Origin of the sequence: Streptomyces sp. NPDC051567 (genome assembly GCF_044454165.1) — a bacterium.
Classification (GTDB): domain Bacteria; phylum Actinomycetota; class Actinomycetes; order Streptomycetales; family Streptomycetaceae; genus Streptomyces.
In genome coordinates this window covers 37,554-53,006 of the sequence record NZ_JBITDK010000036.1, presented here as the reverse complement: position 1 = coordinate 53,006, position 15,453 = coordinate 37,554, and the positions used below count along the sequence as shown (strand labels likewise).

The window sequence follows — 15,453 nt, the reverse complement described above, 5'->3', positions numbered from 1 at the left end:
CCTCGTACGGGACGTACCTGGGCTTTCGGCCGGTACGGCGGGAGTGCGTGCCGGGCGTCGCGACGGGGCGAACGTTGCCCGACGCGGCACTAGCTCCAGCTGGCGTGCAGCGGCTTGCCCTCGGCGTAGCCGGCGGCGGACTGGATGCCGATCACGGCCTTCTCCTCGAACTCCGCGAGGGAGCCCGCACCGGCGTAGGTGCAGGAGGAGCGGACGCCCGCGATGATCGAGTCGATCAGGTCCTCGACGCCCGGGCGGGCCGGGTCGAGGAACATGCGCGAGGTGGAGATGCCCTCCTCGAACAGCGCCTTGCGGGCGCGGTCGTAGGCGGACTCCTCCGAGGTGCGGTTGCGCACGGCGCGCGCCGAGGCCATGCCGAACGACTCCTTGTACAGGCGGCCGTCCGCCGACTGCTGGAGGTCGCCCGGGGACTCGTACGTCCCGGCGAACCAGGAGCCGATCATGACGTTCGAGGCACCGGCGGCCAGCGCCATCGCCACGTCGCGCGGGTGCCGCACGCCGCCGTCGGCCCACACGTTCTTGCCGTACTTCTTCGCCTCGGCCGCGCACTCCAGCACCGCGGAGAACTGCGGGCGGCCCACGCCGGTCATCATGCGGGTGGTGCACATGGCGCCGGGGCCCACACCGACCTTGATGATGTCGGCGCCCGCCTCGATGAGGTCCTTGACGCCCTCGGCGGCGACGATGTTGCCCGCGACGATCGGGACCTGCGGGTCCAGGGCGCGCACGGCCTTGATCGCGTTGATCATCGACTCCTGGTGGCCGTGGGCCGTGTCGATGACGATCGTGTCGACGCCCGCGTCCAGCAGCTGCCTGGCCTTGGCCGCGAAGTCGCCGTTGATGCCGACGGCCGCCGCGATGCGCAGCTTGCCGTTCGCGTCGGTGGCGGGGGTGTACAGGGTCGCGCGCAGGGCGCCCTTGCGGGTCAGGATGCCGACCAGCCTGCCGTCCTTGTCGACGGCCGGGGCCAGCTTGCGGTGGCCCGCGTCGAGCTGGTTGAAGGCTTCGCGGGGGTCGATGTCGGCGTCGATGAGCAGCAGCTCCTTCGACATGACCTCGGAGAGCTGGGTGAAGCGGTCCACGCCGGTCAGGTCGTGGTCGGTGACGACGCCGACCGGGCGGCCCTCGGCGTCGACGACGACACCGGCGCCGTGGGCGCGCTTGGGCAGCAGGGAGAGCGCGTCGGCGACGGTCTGGGTGGGCGCCAGGGTGATCGGGGTGTCGAGCACGTGGTGGCGGGTCTTCACCCAGGAGATGACGTCGGTGACGACCTCGATCGGGATGTCCTGCGGGATGACGACGATGCCGCCGCGGCGGGCGACGGTCTCGGCCATCCGGCGGCCCGCGATGGCGGTCATGTTCGCCACGACGAGCGGAATGGTGGTGCCGGTGCCGTCGGGCGAGGAGAGGTCGACGGCCTGACGGGAACCGACCGCGGAGCGGCTCGGCACCATGAACACATCGTCGTACGTCAGGTCGTACGGCGGCTTCAGGTCATTGAGGAAACGCACGTGCTGAACATCCCAGTCGATCGGAGGTGACCCCCGGCAGGGCAGCCGCCGGGGAAACGCACGTACCTCATTCTCCCACGGTCCGGCGCCGGACGGTCCCGGGGCGATCGTCCAGGACATACCGGACCTGCTCATCCTTTCCTACGGGGCCTTGGTCCCGGCCGGGTACACGGGTGGGGCGGGGCTCAGCGGACGCACTCGTGGCGGGCCTGGCCGGGGACGAAGGGGCGTGGGGGGAGCGCGGGGGGAGCGGCGGGCCGGAAGGCGGGGGGCCGGGCCATGGCGCGGAGGGCGGCGGGGCGGGCGGGGGCGGGGTGCGCCTCCCCCGTCCGGTCCCGCGTCCGGCCGTGCGCGCCGAGCAGGGCCGCCGCGTGGGCGACGCTGACCAGGGTGGCGTGGTGGTGCCAGCCCCGGAAGGAGCGGCCCTCGAAGTCCCGGACGCCGACCGGTTCGCAGGTGCCGGTGAAGTCGCGGGAGACCCGGTCGGCGAGTTTGGCGAGCAGGAAGAGCTGGGAGAGCGGGCGGTCGCCGATGTTGGTGATCCAGAACTCGGAGGGCAGCAGGGCCGCCTCGCTCCAGGCCCCGACGAGCAGCAGCGGGGCGGGCGGGGCGGGTGCGGTGCGGTCCTCGCCGGGGGCGGTGAGGACGGAGGCCGAGGTCAGCAGGGTCACCACGCTCTCGGTACGGCCGTCACGGGTCCACTCGACGACCCGGCGCCGGGAGCTCAGGGGGCGCAGGGTGTCGATGAGTTCGGCGGCGGGCGCGGTCTGCGGGCCGCAGCGGTGGCGCCCGCCGCCGCTGAAGGAGACGGGCAGTGAGCCGTCGACCTTCAGGACGAAGGGGATGTCGTGGAGGGCGAGGGACCCGGCGGTCCACGGCAGGTCGCCGTTGGCGACCTCCATCACGACGGGGCGGCGCTGGAGCCGCCAGGTCGCGGCCATCCGCTGCACGGCGTGCACGGCGTCCTGGGCGGGGGTGAGCGAGCGGGCGGTGTCGGGGATGCCCGCGTGGCGGCGGCGCAGGGGTTCGCGGGTCCAGGGCTCGGGGAGGGTGAGGGTCCATTCGACGGGGAAGCCGGCCTCGTCGGAGGCGAGCCATATCCCGCTGGCCTGCTGGCAGTTGGCGGTGCGGCCGAGCTGGGGGACGAACTGCCGCGCGACCCCGACGGAGCGGTCCCCGGCCTTCTCCACGACCATCGGCCGGACCACCCAGGCCAGCGGGGGCCGGGCGGCGTGTTCGAGGTACTGGGCGAGGGAGCGGCGGACCGGGGTCCAGTCCCAGGGGGACTTGCCGATGAACTGCTGGAGGCTCTGCTCGACGGAGCTGGCCCCGGCCCCGGCTCCGGCGATGTTGCGGACGGTCTTCTTGCCGGCGGTCCGCACGAGGCCGTTCAGATAAACGCGGGCCCAGTTCCGCTGGTCCCGCCGGGGTAACGATTCGAAGAGAACGGAAAGCAGACCGTCGATCAATTCGGAGATTTCCTGTGCGGAATCCTCCGGCAGCAGTAAGCGAGCCATCTGGTGTCTCCCCCGCGACCAGCTAGATCCCATAACCCTACGCGCCCGCGGAGAACGTCCGCAGGCCCCAGCGGCTGCTTCCTGGGGTCGCTCACAGTTTCGAGCCGCTCTTCCTCTGCCACGAGAGGGACGGTCATCCGGTTCCGCCGCACGACGGAACCCGACGGGAAAGTGCGCGAAGACAACAGCGGCCGGTGCCGTGGAATATGCCAGGGGCGTCTTGCCTGGACAGCGGATGGTCCCGGGCGGTAAACGCGGGGGTACGACGCGGAGCCACGGCATGCGGGTGGCTCCGCCGGACTCTGCGGCAAAGGCCCGGTCCGGTTTCCTCCGGGGGCTTCCGCTCCGGGTCCCCCAGCGCGGCGGAGAGGACGGACGGAACGTCGCCGAATGCCTCACCCCGCCGGGTTTCGCATTCCATGGCCTCCCCTTTGCCATTCCGTGCCGTATCTGCGGGAGAACGTTTCCCCGCGCTCTCCGCCTTCCCCGCACACGCTACCCGGATTCCGCGGTCCTGCCTCCGATATCCCGCTGTCCGCCACCAGATCCGGCCATCGCGCAGGGGTTCCCGTAAGACGTGCCCCGGCCCGGAATCCGGGGCCGCCCGGCGGCGCGGCGGCGCCCGGCAGAAGGGGCGGGAGCGGACCGGCGGAGGCGGGTCCGTGCGGGTGGGGCAGCAAGGGCGGACCGGCGGGGGCGGCCGGCGCGGGCCCGGGGGGCGTCCCGGCCGCGCGCCTGGCTTCCGTCCGGCTTCCGCCCGGCTCAGTCCCGGCGGCGCCCCGGGCGCACGGCCCCGGCGGCCGGTCCGGCGAGCAGTACCGTCAGCGGGGTCGGCGGCTCGTCCCCGTCGCTGTGCCGCCAGAAGTCGACGGCCTCCTCCAGGATCTCCCGCAGGGTCTCCCAGTCGCCCGGCCGGGCGGCGGCGTACGCCTGCCACGAGGTGACCACCAGCAGTCGCCCCGGCGCTCCCGGCAGCCAGGACAGGTCCGTCAGCGAGTCCGCCAGCGCGTCCCAGTTCGCGCCGAACCACTCGGGCGCCTCCAGGACGTCCCCGAACCGCCGCATCAGCGCGGCCTTGGCCCGTACGCCGTCCAGGTCCAGCCGCAGGACCGTCCAGTGGGCCTTCTCGGCGGCGGCGAGCGCCGGGGCGAGCGGCTGCGGGTCGAGGGTCATCGGAGAACCGCCTTGAAGGTCTTGTAGTGGTCGTCCGTGTAGAAGAACTCCCCGCCCTCGCCCGTCACGATCCGCCGGGCCCCACGGTCCCGCTCACCCGGCGTACGCACGGTGAACTCGTGGTAGTAGCCGCGTTTCTGTTTCGGCAGGAGCTTCTCGAAGTTCCCGAAGACGGTCCCGTCCTGCCGGTACGGGTACGGCCCGCCCTTGTCGATGAGCGTGAGCACCTCCCGGGCCTGCGCCGGCAGCGCGCCGGCCCGTACGGTGGCCTTCCCCTTCGCCCATCCGGGCGTGGTGGCGGCGCTCTCAGCGGCTGTGGCGGCGGGCGCGGGCTGGTTCCCGCCACAGCCCACCGCACCGGCCAGCGCGGCGCAGAGGAACAGAGCCCCCAGCAGACGCAGCAACGATCGGGGCACGTTCCGAAAGATCATGCACCGATCGTGCCAAATATCCGATTCGCCAGCGAATCGCCCGGTGGCCTCAGAGCGCGGCCATCTTGGTGTAGGGACTCAGGATGCGTTTCTGGACCGAGCCGAAGTCGACGAGAACAGCGATCCCCTCCTCGATACCGACGACACGGCCGAGACCGTGTTCGTCGTGAGTGACCCGGTCGCCGACGCTGAACTGCCGGAGCGGCGGTTCCACGGGGGCCTTGAACGGGCTGGACGGCAAATGGCGGCGAGGTACTGCTGACTTTGTCATTGGAACCAGTATGCGCCCCTCGGGCCGCCCTGCGGGCCGCCGTTCGGATCTCATTCCGGCACCATCCGCCCCTGCGGGGGCCGGACCCGCCCGATTCGTCCGATCGGTCGCTCCCGGCCCGTCACCCGCCCGTCACCCGCCTGCCGGTCACCCGGCGGTCACTCGTCGGGGTCGGCCCGCTCCAGCGCCGGCCGCAGCCCCGGGGCCGACTCGGTCAGCAGGTAGTCGGCGACCGCCGTGTCCGTCACCAGGCTCGTCACCAGGCCCGACCGCAGGACCGCGCCGATCGCGGACGCCTTGCGCAGCCCGCCCGCGATGGCCACGACCTCGGGAATCCGCCGCAGCCGGTCCGCCTCGACGGTGATGCACCGCTCGCCCAGGTCCCGGCCGACCCGGCGCCCCTCGGAGTCGAACAGGTGGGCGGACATCTCGGCCGCCACGCCCAGCGAGGCGTAGTGGGCCCGCTCCTCGTCGGTCAGCATGTCGTGGACGGTGGAGATCCCGGGCTCCCACGAGCCGATGGAGACCGCCGCGACCGTCACCTTGTCGAAGTAGTCGAAGGCGCGCGCGATCCCGGTCTGGCCGCGCAGCGCGGCGGCCGTCGCCGGATCGGGCAGGAGCATCGGCGCGTAGATCGGGTGCGCGTCGCCGCCCGAGACCTGCGCGGCCCGCCGTACCGCCTCGACCGAGCCGCGCTCGGCGGTGCCCGCGTCGTACACCCCGGTCAGCTGGACCACGGTGCAGGGCGGCAGCCGGTGCAGGGAGGCGGCCATGTGAATGGTCGAGCGCCCCCACGCCAGGCCCAGCACGTCGCCCTCGGCGACCAGCTCGCCCAGCAGGTCGGCCGCGACCGCGCCCAGGTTCTCCGGGTCGGGCGCGTCCTCGGTCGCGTCGGCCGGGGACTCCACGACCACCGCGTGGCGCAGCCCGTACCGGGAACGCAGCGCGTCGGAACGCTCCGCGTCCAGCTCGGCCGGCACCCGGATCTCGATCCGTACGAGGTCACGTTCGAGGGCGGTCTCCAGGACCCGGGCCACCTTGAAGCGGCTCACGCCGAACTCCTCGGCGATCTGGATCTTGGACTTGCCCTCCAGGTAGAAGCGGCGGGCCATCGCCGCCGCCTGCACCAGCTCCGCGGGTCCCATCCGCAGGGCTGACCGTCCCGCCGACATTGCAGACACCGCGTTCTCCTCACTGCTGTTCACACTCTCGTGTGCACGCTCTCGACTCGTCGTTCATCCTGTCAGATCCGACGGCCGCTGATCGGCCTGGACGGCTTCCGTTCACCGAGCCGTCCCGTCAACTCCCCGGCTCAGTGCCGGCACCCCCACGGCGCCGCCGCGATCGCCGCGTCCGCCTGCTCGCGCAGCGTACGGACGGCGGTGGCCGGATCGACCGAGCCGTAGACCGCGCTGCCCGCCACGAAGACGTCGGCCCCGGCCTCGGCGCAGCGTTCGATGGTCGCGGCGGAGACACCCCCGTCGACCTGGAGCCACAGCTCCAGACCGTGCCGGGAGATCAGTTCCCGGGTGCGCCGGATCTTGGGCAGCATGATGTCCAGGAACGCCTGCCCGCCGAAGCCCGGCTCCACGGTCATGATCAGCAGCATGTCGAGCTCGGGGAGGAGGTCCTCGTACTGCTCGACGGGCGTCGCGGGCTTGAGCGCCATGGACGCCCGCGCCCCCTTGGCCCGGATCTCCCGCGCCAGCCGCACGGGCGCCGCCGCCGCCTCGGCGTGGAAGGTGACCGACCCGGCCCCGGCCTCCACGTACTGCGGGGCCCAGCGGTCCGGGTCCTCGATCATCAGGTGCAGGTCCAGCGGGATGTCCGTCGCCCGGCTCAGGGACTCCACGATCGGCACGCCGAGGGTGAGGTTCGGGACGAAATGGTTGTCCATGACGTCGACGTGCAGCCAGTCGGCCCCCTCCACCGCCTTCGCCTCCTCGGCGAGTCGGGCGAAGTCGGCGGACAGGATGCTGGGAAAGATCTGGGCGGCCATGCCCCAAGCCTGCCATGCCCCCGGCCCCGCCCGGCCACGCCCCCGTAACTGGTACGGGCAAGCCCCGGCCGGCCCCGGAAGGGACGGCTCCCCCGCCTCCCCTAGGTCGTGTCTTCAAAGTCTCGTCTGGCCGGCGGCCGGCCACCGCCCTCCGGGCGGACGACGCCACTTCGAAGACACTCCCTAGGCCACCCGCCTCAGCAGCGCCAGGTACATCGCGTCCGTCCCGTGCAGGTGCGGCCAGAGCTGGACGTCCGGGCCGTCGCCCAGGGCCGGGACGCCCCCCATGTACGGGCGGGCGTCGATCAGCTCCGCCACCACCGGGGCCGCCGCGGAGCCGCGGCCCTTCAGGACGTCGTCCACGACGACCCGGGTCTCCGCCAGGTGCGGCGAGCAGGTCGCGTAGCCCACGACACCGCCCACCCGGACCGCCGCCAGGGCCTCCCGCAGCAGTCCCCGCTGGAGCGGGGCGAAGCCCTCCAGGTCCTCGGGGCGGCGCCGCCAGCGCGCCTCGGGCCGGCGGCGCAGCGCGCCCAGGCCGGAGCACGGGACGTCCATCAGGACCCGGTCGAAGGAGCCCGGCCGCCACGGCGGGCGGGTGCCGTCCGCCGTGATCACCTGGTACGGGCCCGGGTTGCCCGCCAGCGCCCGTTCCACCAGGCGCGCCCGGTGCGGCTGCTTCTCGGAGGCCAGCAGGAACGCCCCGCGCCGCGCCGCCAGCGCGGCCAGCAGCGCCGCCTTGCCGCCGGGGCCCGCGCAGCCGTCCAGCCAGCGTTCGTCGCGGCCCTCGACCGGGACCTCCGCCAGGGCCATGGCCACCAGCTGGCTGCCCTCGTCCTGCACACCGGCGCGCCCCTCGCGCACCGCCTCCAGCGCGCCGGGCTCACCGCCCTCGGCCATCCGCACCGCGTACGGCGACCAGCGGCCGGGCAGCGCCGAGTCCTCGCCCAGCGCCTGCGTCAGCTCCTCGGTCGTGGACCGTCCCGGCCGCGCGACCAGGGTGACCTCGGGCCGCTCGTTGTCGGCCTCCAGCAGGTCCTCGATCCCGGCGCGCCCGCCGCCCAGCGCGTCCCACAGGGCGCTGACGACCCACCGCGGGTGCGAGTGGTAGACGGCGAGGTGTTCCTCGGCGTCGTCCTCGTAGGGCGGGGCGACCTTCTCCAGCCAGCCGTCCAGGTCGTGCGCGGTGATCTTGCGCAGCACCGCGTTGACGAACTTCGCGCGCCCGTCCCCGAGGACCACCCTGGCCAGCTCGACCGTGGCCGAGACCGCCGCGTGCGGCGGGATGCGCGTGCCCAGGAGCTGGTGCGCGCCGAGCGAGAGCACGTCCAGCACCGGCGGGTCCACCTCCCGCAGCGGCCGGTCGATGCACGCCTTGATCACCGCGTCGTAGGTGCCCTGCCGGCGCAGCGTCCCGTAGACCAGCTCGGTCGCCAGGGCGGCGTCGCGCGCCTCGAACTTCTCGTCCTGGCGGGCCTTGCGCAGCAGCGGCGGCAGGACGAGGTTGGCGTACGCGTCGCGCTCGTCCACCGCCCGCAGCACCTCGAAGGCCAGCAGCCGGACGGGGTCCTTCTGGGGCCGGCGGTAGGGCTTGGCCTGCTTGCCGCCCGCGTTCTGGGCGGCGGGGCGGCGGCGGGGCTGTTCGCTCACGTGAAAGGTGCTCCGGGTGTACGAGGTGCGACGGGGTCGCGGCGATGCGGGTGTGCGGATGCCGTGGAACGCGGTGGCGCGGTGGGCGCCGTCGTGCGGGCCCGGCTGGGATCAGCCTACGTCGGCCCCGCCCAGCCGCTCGCCGGGAGCGATCCGCACGCCGCGCGCCCAGTCGGCGCCCTTCATCGGCTTCTTGCCCTGCGGCTGGACCCAGAGCAGCTCCACGGCGTGCGAGCCGGTGCCGACGTGGACGTGGTTCTTGGCCGGGGCCAGCTCGCCGGGCGTCAGCCCGGTGCGGTCGGTCACCAGGCCCACCGAGATCAGCTTGAGCCGCTCCCCGCGGAAGACGGTCCAGGCGCCGGGTGCCGGGGTGCAGCCGCGCACCACGCGGTCGGCGCGCAGCGCCGGGGCCGTCCAGTCGATCCGGGCGTCCTCCACCGTGATCTTCGGCGCGAGCGAGAGGCCCTCGGCGGGCTGCGGGACGGCGCGCAGGGTGCCGTCCTCGATGCCGTCCATGGTGGCGGCGAGCAGGCCGGAACCCGCGAAGGCCAGCCGGGTCAGCAGGTCGCCGCTGGTGTCGGTGGGGCGGATCTCCTCGGTGAGCACCCCGTAGACCGGGCCGGAGTCGAGCCCCTCCTCGATCTGGAAGGTGGAGGCCCCGGCGACCTGGTCACCGGCCATGATCGAGTGCTGCACGGGCGCGGCCCCGCGCCAGGCGGGCAGCAGGGAGAAGTGCAGGTTGACCCAGCCGTGCCGGGGGATCTCGATGGCGCTCCGGGGGATCAGCGCGCCGTAGGCGACGACGGGGCAGCAGTCCGGGTCGATCTCGCGCAGCCGGGCCTGGAACGCGGGGTCGCGCGGCCGGACCGGCTTGAGCACCTCGATGCCGGCCTCCTCGGCGCGCTCGGCGACGGGGCTGGCGACGAGCCGGCGGCCCCGGCCGGCCGGGGCGTCGGGCCGGGTGACGACGGCCGCGACCTCGTGGCGCCCGGAGGCGATCAGGGCGTCCAGGGCGGGCACGGCGACCTCGGGGGTGCCTGCGAAGACGAGTTTCACTCGGGTCTACCTCGTTCATTGCGGCTGTCGGGCTGTCGGCGACGCACCAGTCTATGGGTCGGGTGCGCGAGGGCCCGTCCCCGGTCGCGGACCGCGGCGCCCGGGGGGCGTACGCACACGCGCGCGCCTCTCGCATATGCCGACACGCCCCCATAGCGTGACCTGGGCGCCCGGTGGCGCGTTGGTCAAGAGAGATTGACCTAGAACGGGCCGCGTGTGAACGGTGTCAGCGGCCCGATCCGCCCTTCAGCACCGGTTCGAGAGGCTTCTTCATGGCCGACCACGCCACCCACGACGCCCAAGCCCGGGCCAGCCTGCACCTGCTGGTGCGGGACATCGAGCGGGTTCGCCGTCAGGTGGATGCTCTGCGCACGCTCACCGCCCAGCTCGGCAACGTGTACCGCCCGCGCCGCTCCGGGCCCTCCACTGGTTTCGTCGTCTACGGCCGGGCGCCCGCGCCCACCGTCCGCCTCGCGCAGGAACTGCGGGACAGCGTCGAGACGCTCGTCACCGCCGCGGTCGACTTCGACCGCTCGCTCGGCTTCTCCTGGGACGCGGTCGGGTCCGCCCTCGGCGTCACCAAGCAGGCTGTGCACCGGCGCTACGGTGCCCGGCGGGCGCAGTCCGCCGACTCCGCGGAGCCGCTGGCGGAGGGGACGGCCACCCGCGTCCTGGGAACGCTCCCCACCGTCCCCGCGGCCCGCTCGGTGCCTCCGCAGCCCCTGCGCGAGGAGTCCCCGGCGGCGGCCCTCACCCGCCCGTCCGCCGCTTTCCCCGGTCCCCGCAACGGCTGATCCACCGCCGGAGCCGGCCGACCGGCCCCGGACGACGGCCCCCGGCCGTCGCACCCGGACCGACGCCCCTGGTGGGGCGGCCTCGTGGCCGCTCCCGCCGGGGGCGTCCGGCGTCCGCCCGCCCGGCCGCTCCCCGGCCGGGTCCGCTCGTCAGCCGATGTCCGGCGGGTCGATCCGGACCCGGACCGCCTCCGCCGCCGGGACGCCCCGCGCCAGCCGGGCCGCCTGCGCCGCCTTGAGCGCCGCCGCCAGGGCCGCGCCGCTGCCCGGCGGGACCCGGACCAGCGCCCGCTCCCCCGCCGGGGGCTCCCCGCGCCGCGCCGGGAGCGGCACCGGACCCAGGATCTCCGCGTCCGGCGGCAGCGGCGCGCCCTCCAGGAAGGCCAGCACCGCCTCCTGGCGGCCGGTGACCGAGGCCATCCGGGACACCGGCGGGAAGCGCAGCTCGGCCCGGTCTGCCAGCTCGCGCAGCGCGTGCCCGACCGGGTCCCAGCGCACCAGCGCCTGTACCGGCCGCAGCGTCGGCTCGGCGACCACCACCACCTGTCCGTCGGGGCGCACCAGCGAGGCCGCGCCGATCCAGCGGCGCAGCGCCTCCTCGCCCGCCCGCAGGTCCGGGAAGCCGAGCATGGCCCAGCCGTCCAGGAGCAGCGCCGCCGCGTACCCGGAGCCCTCGGCCACCGGCTCCGCGCCGGGGGTGGAGACCACCAGCGCCGGGGTGTCCGGCACCCGTTCCAGCACGTGGTCCCGTCCCGAGGTGCGCACCGGGACGGCGGGGAACGCCCGGCCCAGCTCCTCGGCGGTCCGGCGCGCCCCGACCACCTGGGCCCGCAGCCGGACCGAACCGCACTCCTCGCAGTGCCAGCCGCTCTCCTGACGGCCGCACCACCCGCAGTACAGGTCCTGTTCGTTCGGCGCCTCCAGCGGCCCCGCGCAGCTCCGGCAGCGGGCCGGGGTCCGGCAGCGCTCGCAGGCCAGCCGGGGCACGTAGCCGCGCCGGGGCACCTGGACCAGGACCGGCCCGGCCGGCAGCGCGTCCCGTACGGTCTCCCAGGCCAGGCTGGGCAGCCGGGCGGTGCGGGCGGCGCCGTCCCGGGCCAGCAGTTCGTCGCCGACGGTCCGGATGCGGGGCGCGTGGGCCCGGACCGTCGCGCGGTCGGCGGTCAGGGGGCGGGCCCAGCCGGACTCCACCAGCTGGGCGGCCTCGACCGTGCAGCTGGTGGAGCCCAGCAGGAAACCGCAGCCCTCGGTCAGCGCGCGCAGCTCCAGCACCTCCCGGACCTGCGGGAAGGGCGCGTTGTCGTCGACGTGGCTGGAGTCCCCGTCGTCCCAGACCGCGACCAGGCCGAGGTTCTTGACGGGCGCGAACATGGTCGCGCGGGTCCCGATGACCGCGCGTACCGAGCCCCGGAGCACCGAGAGCCACTGTCCGTAGCGCTTCTGCGGTCCGGATTCGGCCGTCAGCACGGTGTGCAGGCCCGGACCCGCCAGGGCGGTCAGGGCCTCGTCCACCCGGGCGGCGGCCCGTCCGTCGGGCAGTACGGCGAGGGCCCCGCGCCCGGAGGCGAGCGTGGCGAGGATCGCGCGGGCCAGCTCCTGCGGCCAGCTTGGTCCGGGCAGCGCCGTCCACACGGCGCGCGGGCTCGCGCCCGCTGCCAGCTCCTCCAGGTACCCGGGGCCGGCCGGGTAGCGGCTCCAGGTGCCCGGCGCGGGTGGTCCGGGCGCCGGCGGCGGGTCCTGGGGCTTGCGGTTCTCGGCCTGGGCGTGCCGGGGCGGGATGGCGAGCTGGAGCACGTCGGCGAGGCTGCCCGCGTAGCGCAGGGCGACGGCGCGGGCGAGTTTCTCGATCTGGGGGGTGAGGACCCGCTCGGCGGAGACCACCTGGGCCAGCGCGGCGAGCGGCCGGTCGTAGTCCGTCCCGGCGGTCCGCTCGATCACGAATCCGTCGATCAGGCCGCCGCCCTCCCTGCGCCCGCCCCGGATGCGGCCTTCGCCGGCCCCGAACCGGACCCTGACCCTGACCCCGGGCTGGGCCGCCTCGTCCAGGTGCTCGGGCACCGCGTAGTCCCAGGTCTGGTCGAGGTGCAGGACACCCTTGTTGACCAGGATGCGGGCGACGGGAAGCTCCTTCGCCAGCGGCGCCCCGCGCCAGGTGCGGGGCTTGGCCTTCTCCTCGGCCCTGGTCTTCGCCTCGGCGACCATCTCCCGGATCAGCGCGAGCTGCTCCGGCGGCCCGCCGGTGCTCCCGCCGCCGGCCCGCTCCTCGGAATCGTTCGCGCTGCTCACACCCGCATTCTTACCAAACGCCACCGACAACGCGGAGGGCCCGGACCGTCACCGGTCCGGGCCCTGTCGTGCGGTTCGCCGCTGGTTACAGGCCGGCGGCCTGGCGCAGGGCGTCCACGCGGTCGGTGCGTTCCCAGGTGAAGTCGGGGAGTTCGCGGCCGAAGTGGCCGTAGGCGGCGGTCTGGGCGTAGATGGGCCGCAGGAGGTCCAGGTCGCGGATGATCGCGGCCGGGCGGAGGTCGAAGACGGCCGACACGGCTTCCTGGATCTGCCCGTCCGGGAGTGTGCCGGTGCCGAAGGTCTCGACGAACAGGCCCACCGGCTCCGCCTTGCCGATCGCGTACGCCACCTGCACCTCGCAGCGCGAGGCCAGCCCGGCCGCCACCACGTTCTTGGCGACCCAGCGCATCGCGTACGCGGCACTGCGGTCCACCTTGGACGGGTCCTTGCCCGAGAAGGCACCGCCACCGTGACGGGCCATACCGCCGTAGGTGTCGATGATGATCTTGCGGCCGGTCAGACCCGCGTCACCCATCGGCCCGCCGATCTCGAAACGACCCGTCGGGTTGACCAGGAGCCGGTAGCCCTCGGTGTCCAGCTTGATGCCGTCCCCGACCAGCTGCGCCAGCACGTGCTCCACCACGAACTCACGGATGTCCGGGGCCAGCAGCGAGTCCAGATCGATGTCCGCCGCGTGCTGCGAGGACACCACGACCGTGTCCAGACGGACCGCCTTGTCCCCGTCGTACTCGATGGTGACCTGCGTCTTGCCGTCCGGCCGCAGGTACGGGATCGTCCCGTTCTTACGGACCTCGGAGAGGCGACGGGCGAGCCGGTGCGCCAGATGGATCGGGAGCGGCATCAGCTCGGGCGTCTCGTCGCACGCGTACCCGAACATCAGGCCCTGGTCACCCGCGCCCTGCTTGTCGAGCTCGTCCTCATCGCCCTCGACACGCTTCTCGTAAGCGGTGTCGACGCCCTGCGCGATGTCCGGGGACTGCGCGCCGATGGACACCGAGACGCCACAGGAGGCGCCGTCGAAGCCCTTCTTCGAGGAGTCGTAGCCGATCTCCAGGATCTTGTCCCGGACGAGCTGCGCGATCGGCGCGTACGCCTTCGTCGTCACCTCGCCCGCGATGTGGACGAGACCGGTGGTGATCAGCGTCTCCACCGCCACACGCGAGGTCGGGTCCTCCCTCAGGAGCGCGTCGAGAATCGTGTCGCTGATCTGATCAGCGATCTTGTCGGGGTGGCCCTCGGTGACGGACTCCGAGGTGAACAGGCGGCGGGACACATCGCTCCCTGGGGTTGCAGCGGCTGCTGGCTGATCATTTGGCGGAACCACACCGGGGGCTGCGCCCGATCACGTTCCGGATGCAGTTTATCGGTCGCCACCGTCCGCCGGACCACCCGTCTCGCCCTATGGAAGCCGTGTGACCTGCGACACGCCATTCTGACCCACGGATCTCCTCCGGGAAAGGCCTTGGCTCAGGCGCGTCGCGACGGGAGCCGGGAGGCCACCTGGTCCCAGACCACATCGGCGAGGGCTTCCTTCGGGCCGTGGGGAACGGGGAGGTCGGACCCGTCGGAGGAGAGGATGACGGCCTCGTTCTCCTCCGAACCGAAGGTCTTGGACTCGCCCACCTCGTTGACCACCAGGAGGTCGCAGGCCTTGCGCAGGAGCTTGGCGCGGCCGTTGGCCAGGACGTCGTCGGTCTCGGCGGCGAAGCCGACCACGATCTGGCCTTCCCGGGGACGGTCCGCCGAGACCTCCGCGAGAATGTCAGGATTGCGGACGAGGGCGACCGGCTCGGGTTCCCGGCCGTCCTTCTTCTTGATCTTTCCGGTGGCGTACGCGGCGGGCCGGAAGTCGGCCACGGCCGCGGCCATCACCACCACGTCGGCGTCCGCCGCCGCCGCGAGGACCGCCTCCCGCATCTGCGAGGCCGTCCCGACGCGGACGACATCGGCCCCGGCCGGGTCGGCCAGGGCGGTCTCGGCCGCGACCAGGGTGACCCGCGCGCCGCGGGCGACGGCGGTACGAGCGAGCGCGTAGCCCTGCTTGCCGGAGGAGCGGTTGCCGAGGAAACGGACGGGGTCGAGCGGTTCCCGGGTGCCGCCCGCGCTGATCACCACGTGGAGTCCGGCGAGGTCGGGCGCGGCCGTCCCGCGCGCCAGCACCCGGCGGCACACCTCGAAGATCTCGCCGGGGTCGGGCAGCCGTCCCTTGCCGGTGTCCTTGCCGGTGAGCCGGCCGACGGCGGGTTCGATGACGACGGCGCCGCGCCTCCGCAGCGTGGCCACGTTCTCCCGGGTGGCGGGGTGCTCCCACATCTCGGTGTGCATGGCGGGGGCGAAGACCACCGGGCAGCGGGCGGTGAGGAGGGTGTTGGTGAGCAGGTCGTCGGCGAGCCCGTGGGCGGCCTTGGCCAGCATGTCGGCGGTGGCCGGGGCGACGACGACGAGGTCGGCGGCCTGCCCGACGCGTACGTGGGGCACCTCGTGGACGCTCTCCCAGACCTCGGTGGAGGCCGGGTTCCCGGAGAGGGCGGCCCAGGTGGCCTCACCGACGAAGTGCAGGGACGCCGCCGTGGGCACCACCCGTACCTCGTGCCCGGACTCGGTCAGCCGGCGCAGCAGCTCGCACGCCTTGTAGGCGGCGATCCCGCCGCTGACCCCCAGCACGACCTTCGGCTTGTCCACCACGTACTCCCCTTCGCCTTCGATCCGTCCGGCGCCCTCGG

At 73.9% G+C, this 15,453-nt stretch carries 13 protein-coding genes; 1 reads left to right on the top strand and 12 read right to left on the bottom strand.

The window, feature by feature from the left end; genetic code table 11:
- Positions 1–89: 89 nt before the first annotated feature.
- The 9 genes from ACIA5F_RS28015 to fmt all read right to left on the bottom strand — a co-directional run bounded on the left by ACIA5F_RS28015 (position 90) and on the right by fmt (position 9,629).
- Positions 90–1,532 carry a GuaB1 family IMP dehydrogenase-related protein gene (locus tag ACIA5F_RS28015; RefSeq protein WP_399357691.1) on the bottom strand — a complete coding sequence of 481 codons (1,443 nt, stop codon included), beginning with the start codon at positions 1,530–1,532 and terminating at the stop codon, positions 90–92.
- Between the two features lie 185 nt (positions 1,533–1,717).
- Positions 1,718–3,049, bottom strand: a complete 1,332-nt coding sequence (locus ACIA5F_RS28010) for an IS701 family transposase (RefSeq protein ID WP_399357689.1) — start codon at positions 3,047–3,049, stop codon at positions 1,718–1,720.
- A gap of 762 nt (positions 3,050–3,811) precedes the next feature.
- A complete protein-coding gene (locus ACIA5F_RS28005) occupies positions 3,812–4,222 on the bottom strand; it encodes a barstar family protein (RefSeq protein ID WP_399357687.1) in 411 nt (136 codons plus the stop codon).
- A complete protein-coding gene (locus ACIA5F_RS28000; RefSeq protein ID WP_399357685.1) occupies positions 4,219–4,653 on the bottom strand; it encodes a ribonuclease domain-containing protein in 435 nt (144 codons plus the stop codon). The genes ACIA5F_RS28005 and ACIA5F_RS28000 overlap by 4 nt, the downstream gene beginning before the upstream one ends.
- 49 nt (positions 4,654–4,702) lie before the next feature.
- Positions 4,703–4,924 carry a CarD family transcriptional regulator gene (locus ACIA5F_RS27995; RefSeq protein WP_031145007.1) on the bottom strand — a complete coding sequence of 74 codons (222 nt, stop codon included), beginning with the start codon at positions 4,922–4,924 and terminating at the stop codon, positions 4,703–4,705.
- Positions 4,925–5,082: 158 nt separating this feature from the next.
- Complete coding sequence (locus tag ACIA5F_RS27990; RefSeq protein WP_399357683.1) at positions 5,083–6,129, bottom strand: sugar-binding transcriptional regulator; 1,047 nt, start codon at positions 6,127–6,129, stop codon at positions 5,083–5,085.
- A gap of 107 nt (positions 6,130–6,236) precedes the next feature.
- Positions 6,237–6,923: a ribulose-phosphate 3-epimerase gene (gene rpe / locus ACIA5F_RS27985; protein WP_399357681.1), complete on the bottom strand. Its 687-nt coding sequence runs from the start codon at positions 6,921–6,923 to the stop codon at positions 6,237–6,239.
- Between the two features lie 183 nt (positions 6,924–7,106).
- Positions 7,107–8,573, bottom strand: coding sequence for an RsmB/NOP family class I SAM-dependent RNA methyltransferase (locus ACIA5F_RS27980; protein WP_399357679.1), 1,467 nt, complete (start codon positions 8,571–8,573; stop codon positions 7,107–7,109).
- Positions 8,574–8,684: 111 nt separating this feature from the next.
- Entirely contained in the window at positions 8,685–9,629 is a 945-nt protein-coding gene (fmt, locus tag ACIA5F_RS27975) for a methionyl-tRNA formyltransferase (RefSeq protein ID WP_399357677.1), read from the bottom strand.
- 272 nt (positions 9,630–9,901) lie between these two features.
- On the opposite strand from fmt, the gene ACIA5F_RS27970 reads away from it, so the two are divergent.
- Positions 9,902–10,423: a hypothetical protein gene (locus ACIA5F_RS27970; RefSeq protein ID WP_399357675.1), complete on the top strand. Its 522-nt coding sequence runs from the start codon at positions 9,902–9,904 to the stop codon at positions 10,421–10,423.
- 150 nt (positions 10,424–10,573) lie between these two features.
- On the opposite strand, the gene ACIA5F_RS27965 is transcribed toward ACIA5F_RS27970, so the two are convergent.
- The 3 genes from ACIA5F_RS27965 to coaBC form a co-directional block, all read right to left on the bottom strand.
- A complete protein-coding gene (locus ACIA5F_RS27965; protein ID WP_399357673.1) occupies positions 10,574–12,709 on the bottom strand; it encodes a primosomal protein N' in 2,136 nt (711 codons plus the stop codon).
- Positions 12,710–12,794: 85 nt separating this feature from the next.
- Positions 12,795–14,003, bottom strand: coding sequence for a methionine adenosyltransferase (metK, locus tag ACIA5F_RS27960; protein ID WP_399357671.1), 1,209 nt, complete (start codon positions 14,001–14,003; stop codon positions 12,795–12,797).
- 194 nt (positions 14,004–14,197) lie between these two features.
- Entirely contained in the window at positions 14,198–15,412 is a 1,215-nt protein-coding gene (gene coaBC / locus ACIA5F_RS27955) for a bifunctional phosphopantothenoylcysteine decarboxylase/phosphopantothenate--cysteine ligase CoaBC (protein WP_399357695.1), read from the bottom strand.
- Positions 15,413–15,453: the final 41 nt, after the last annotated feature.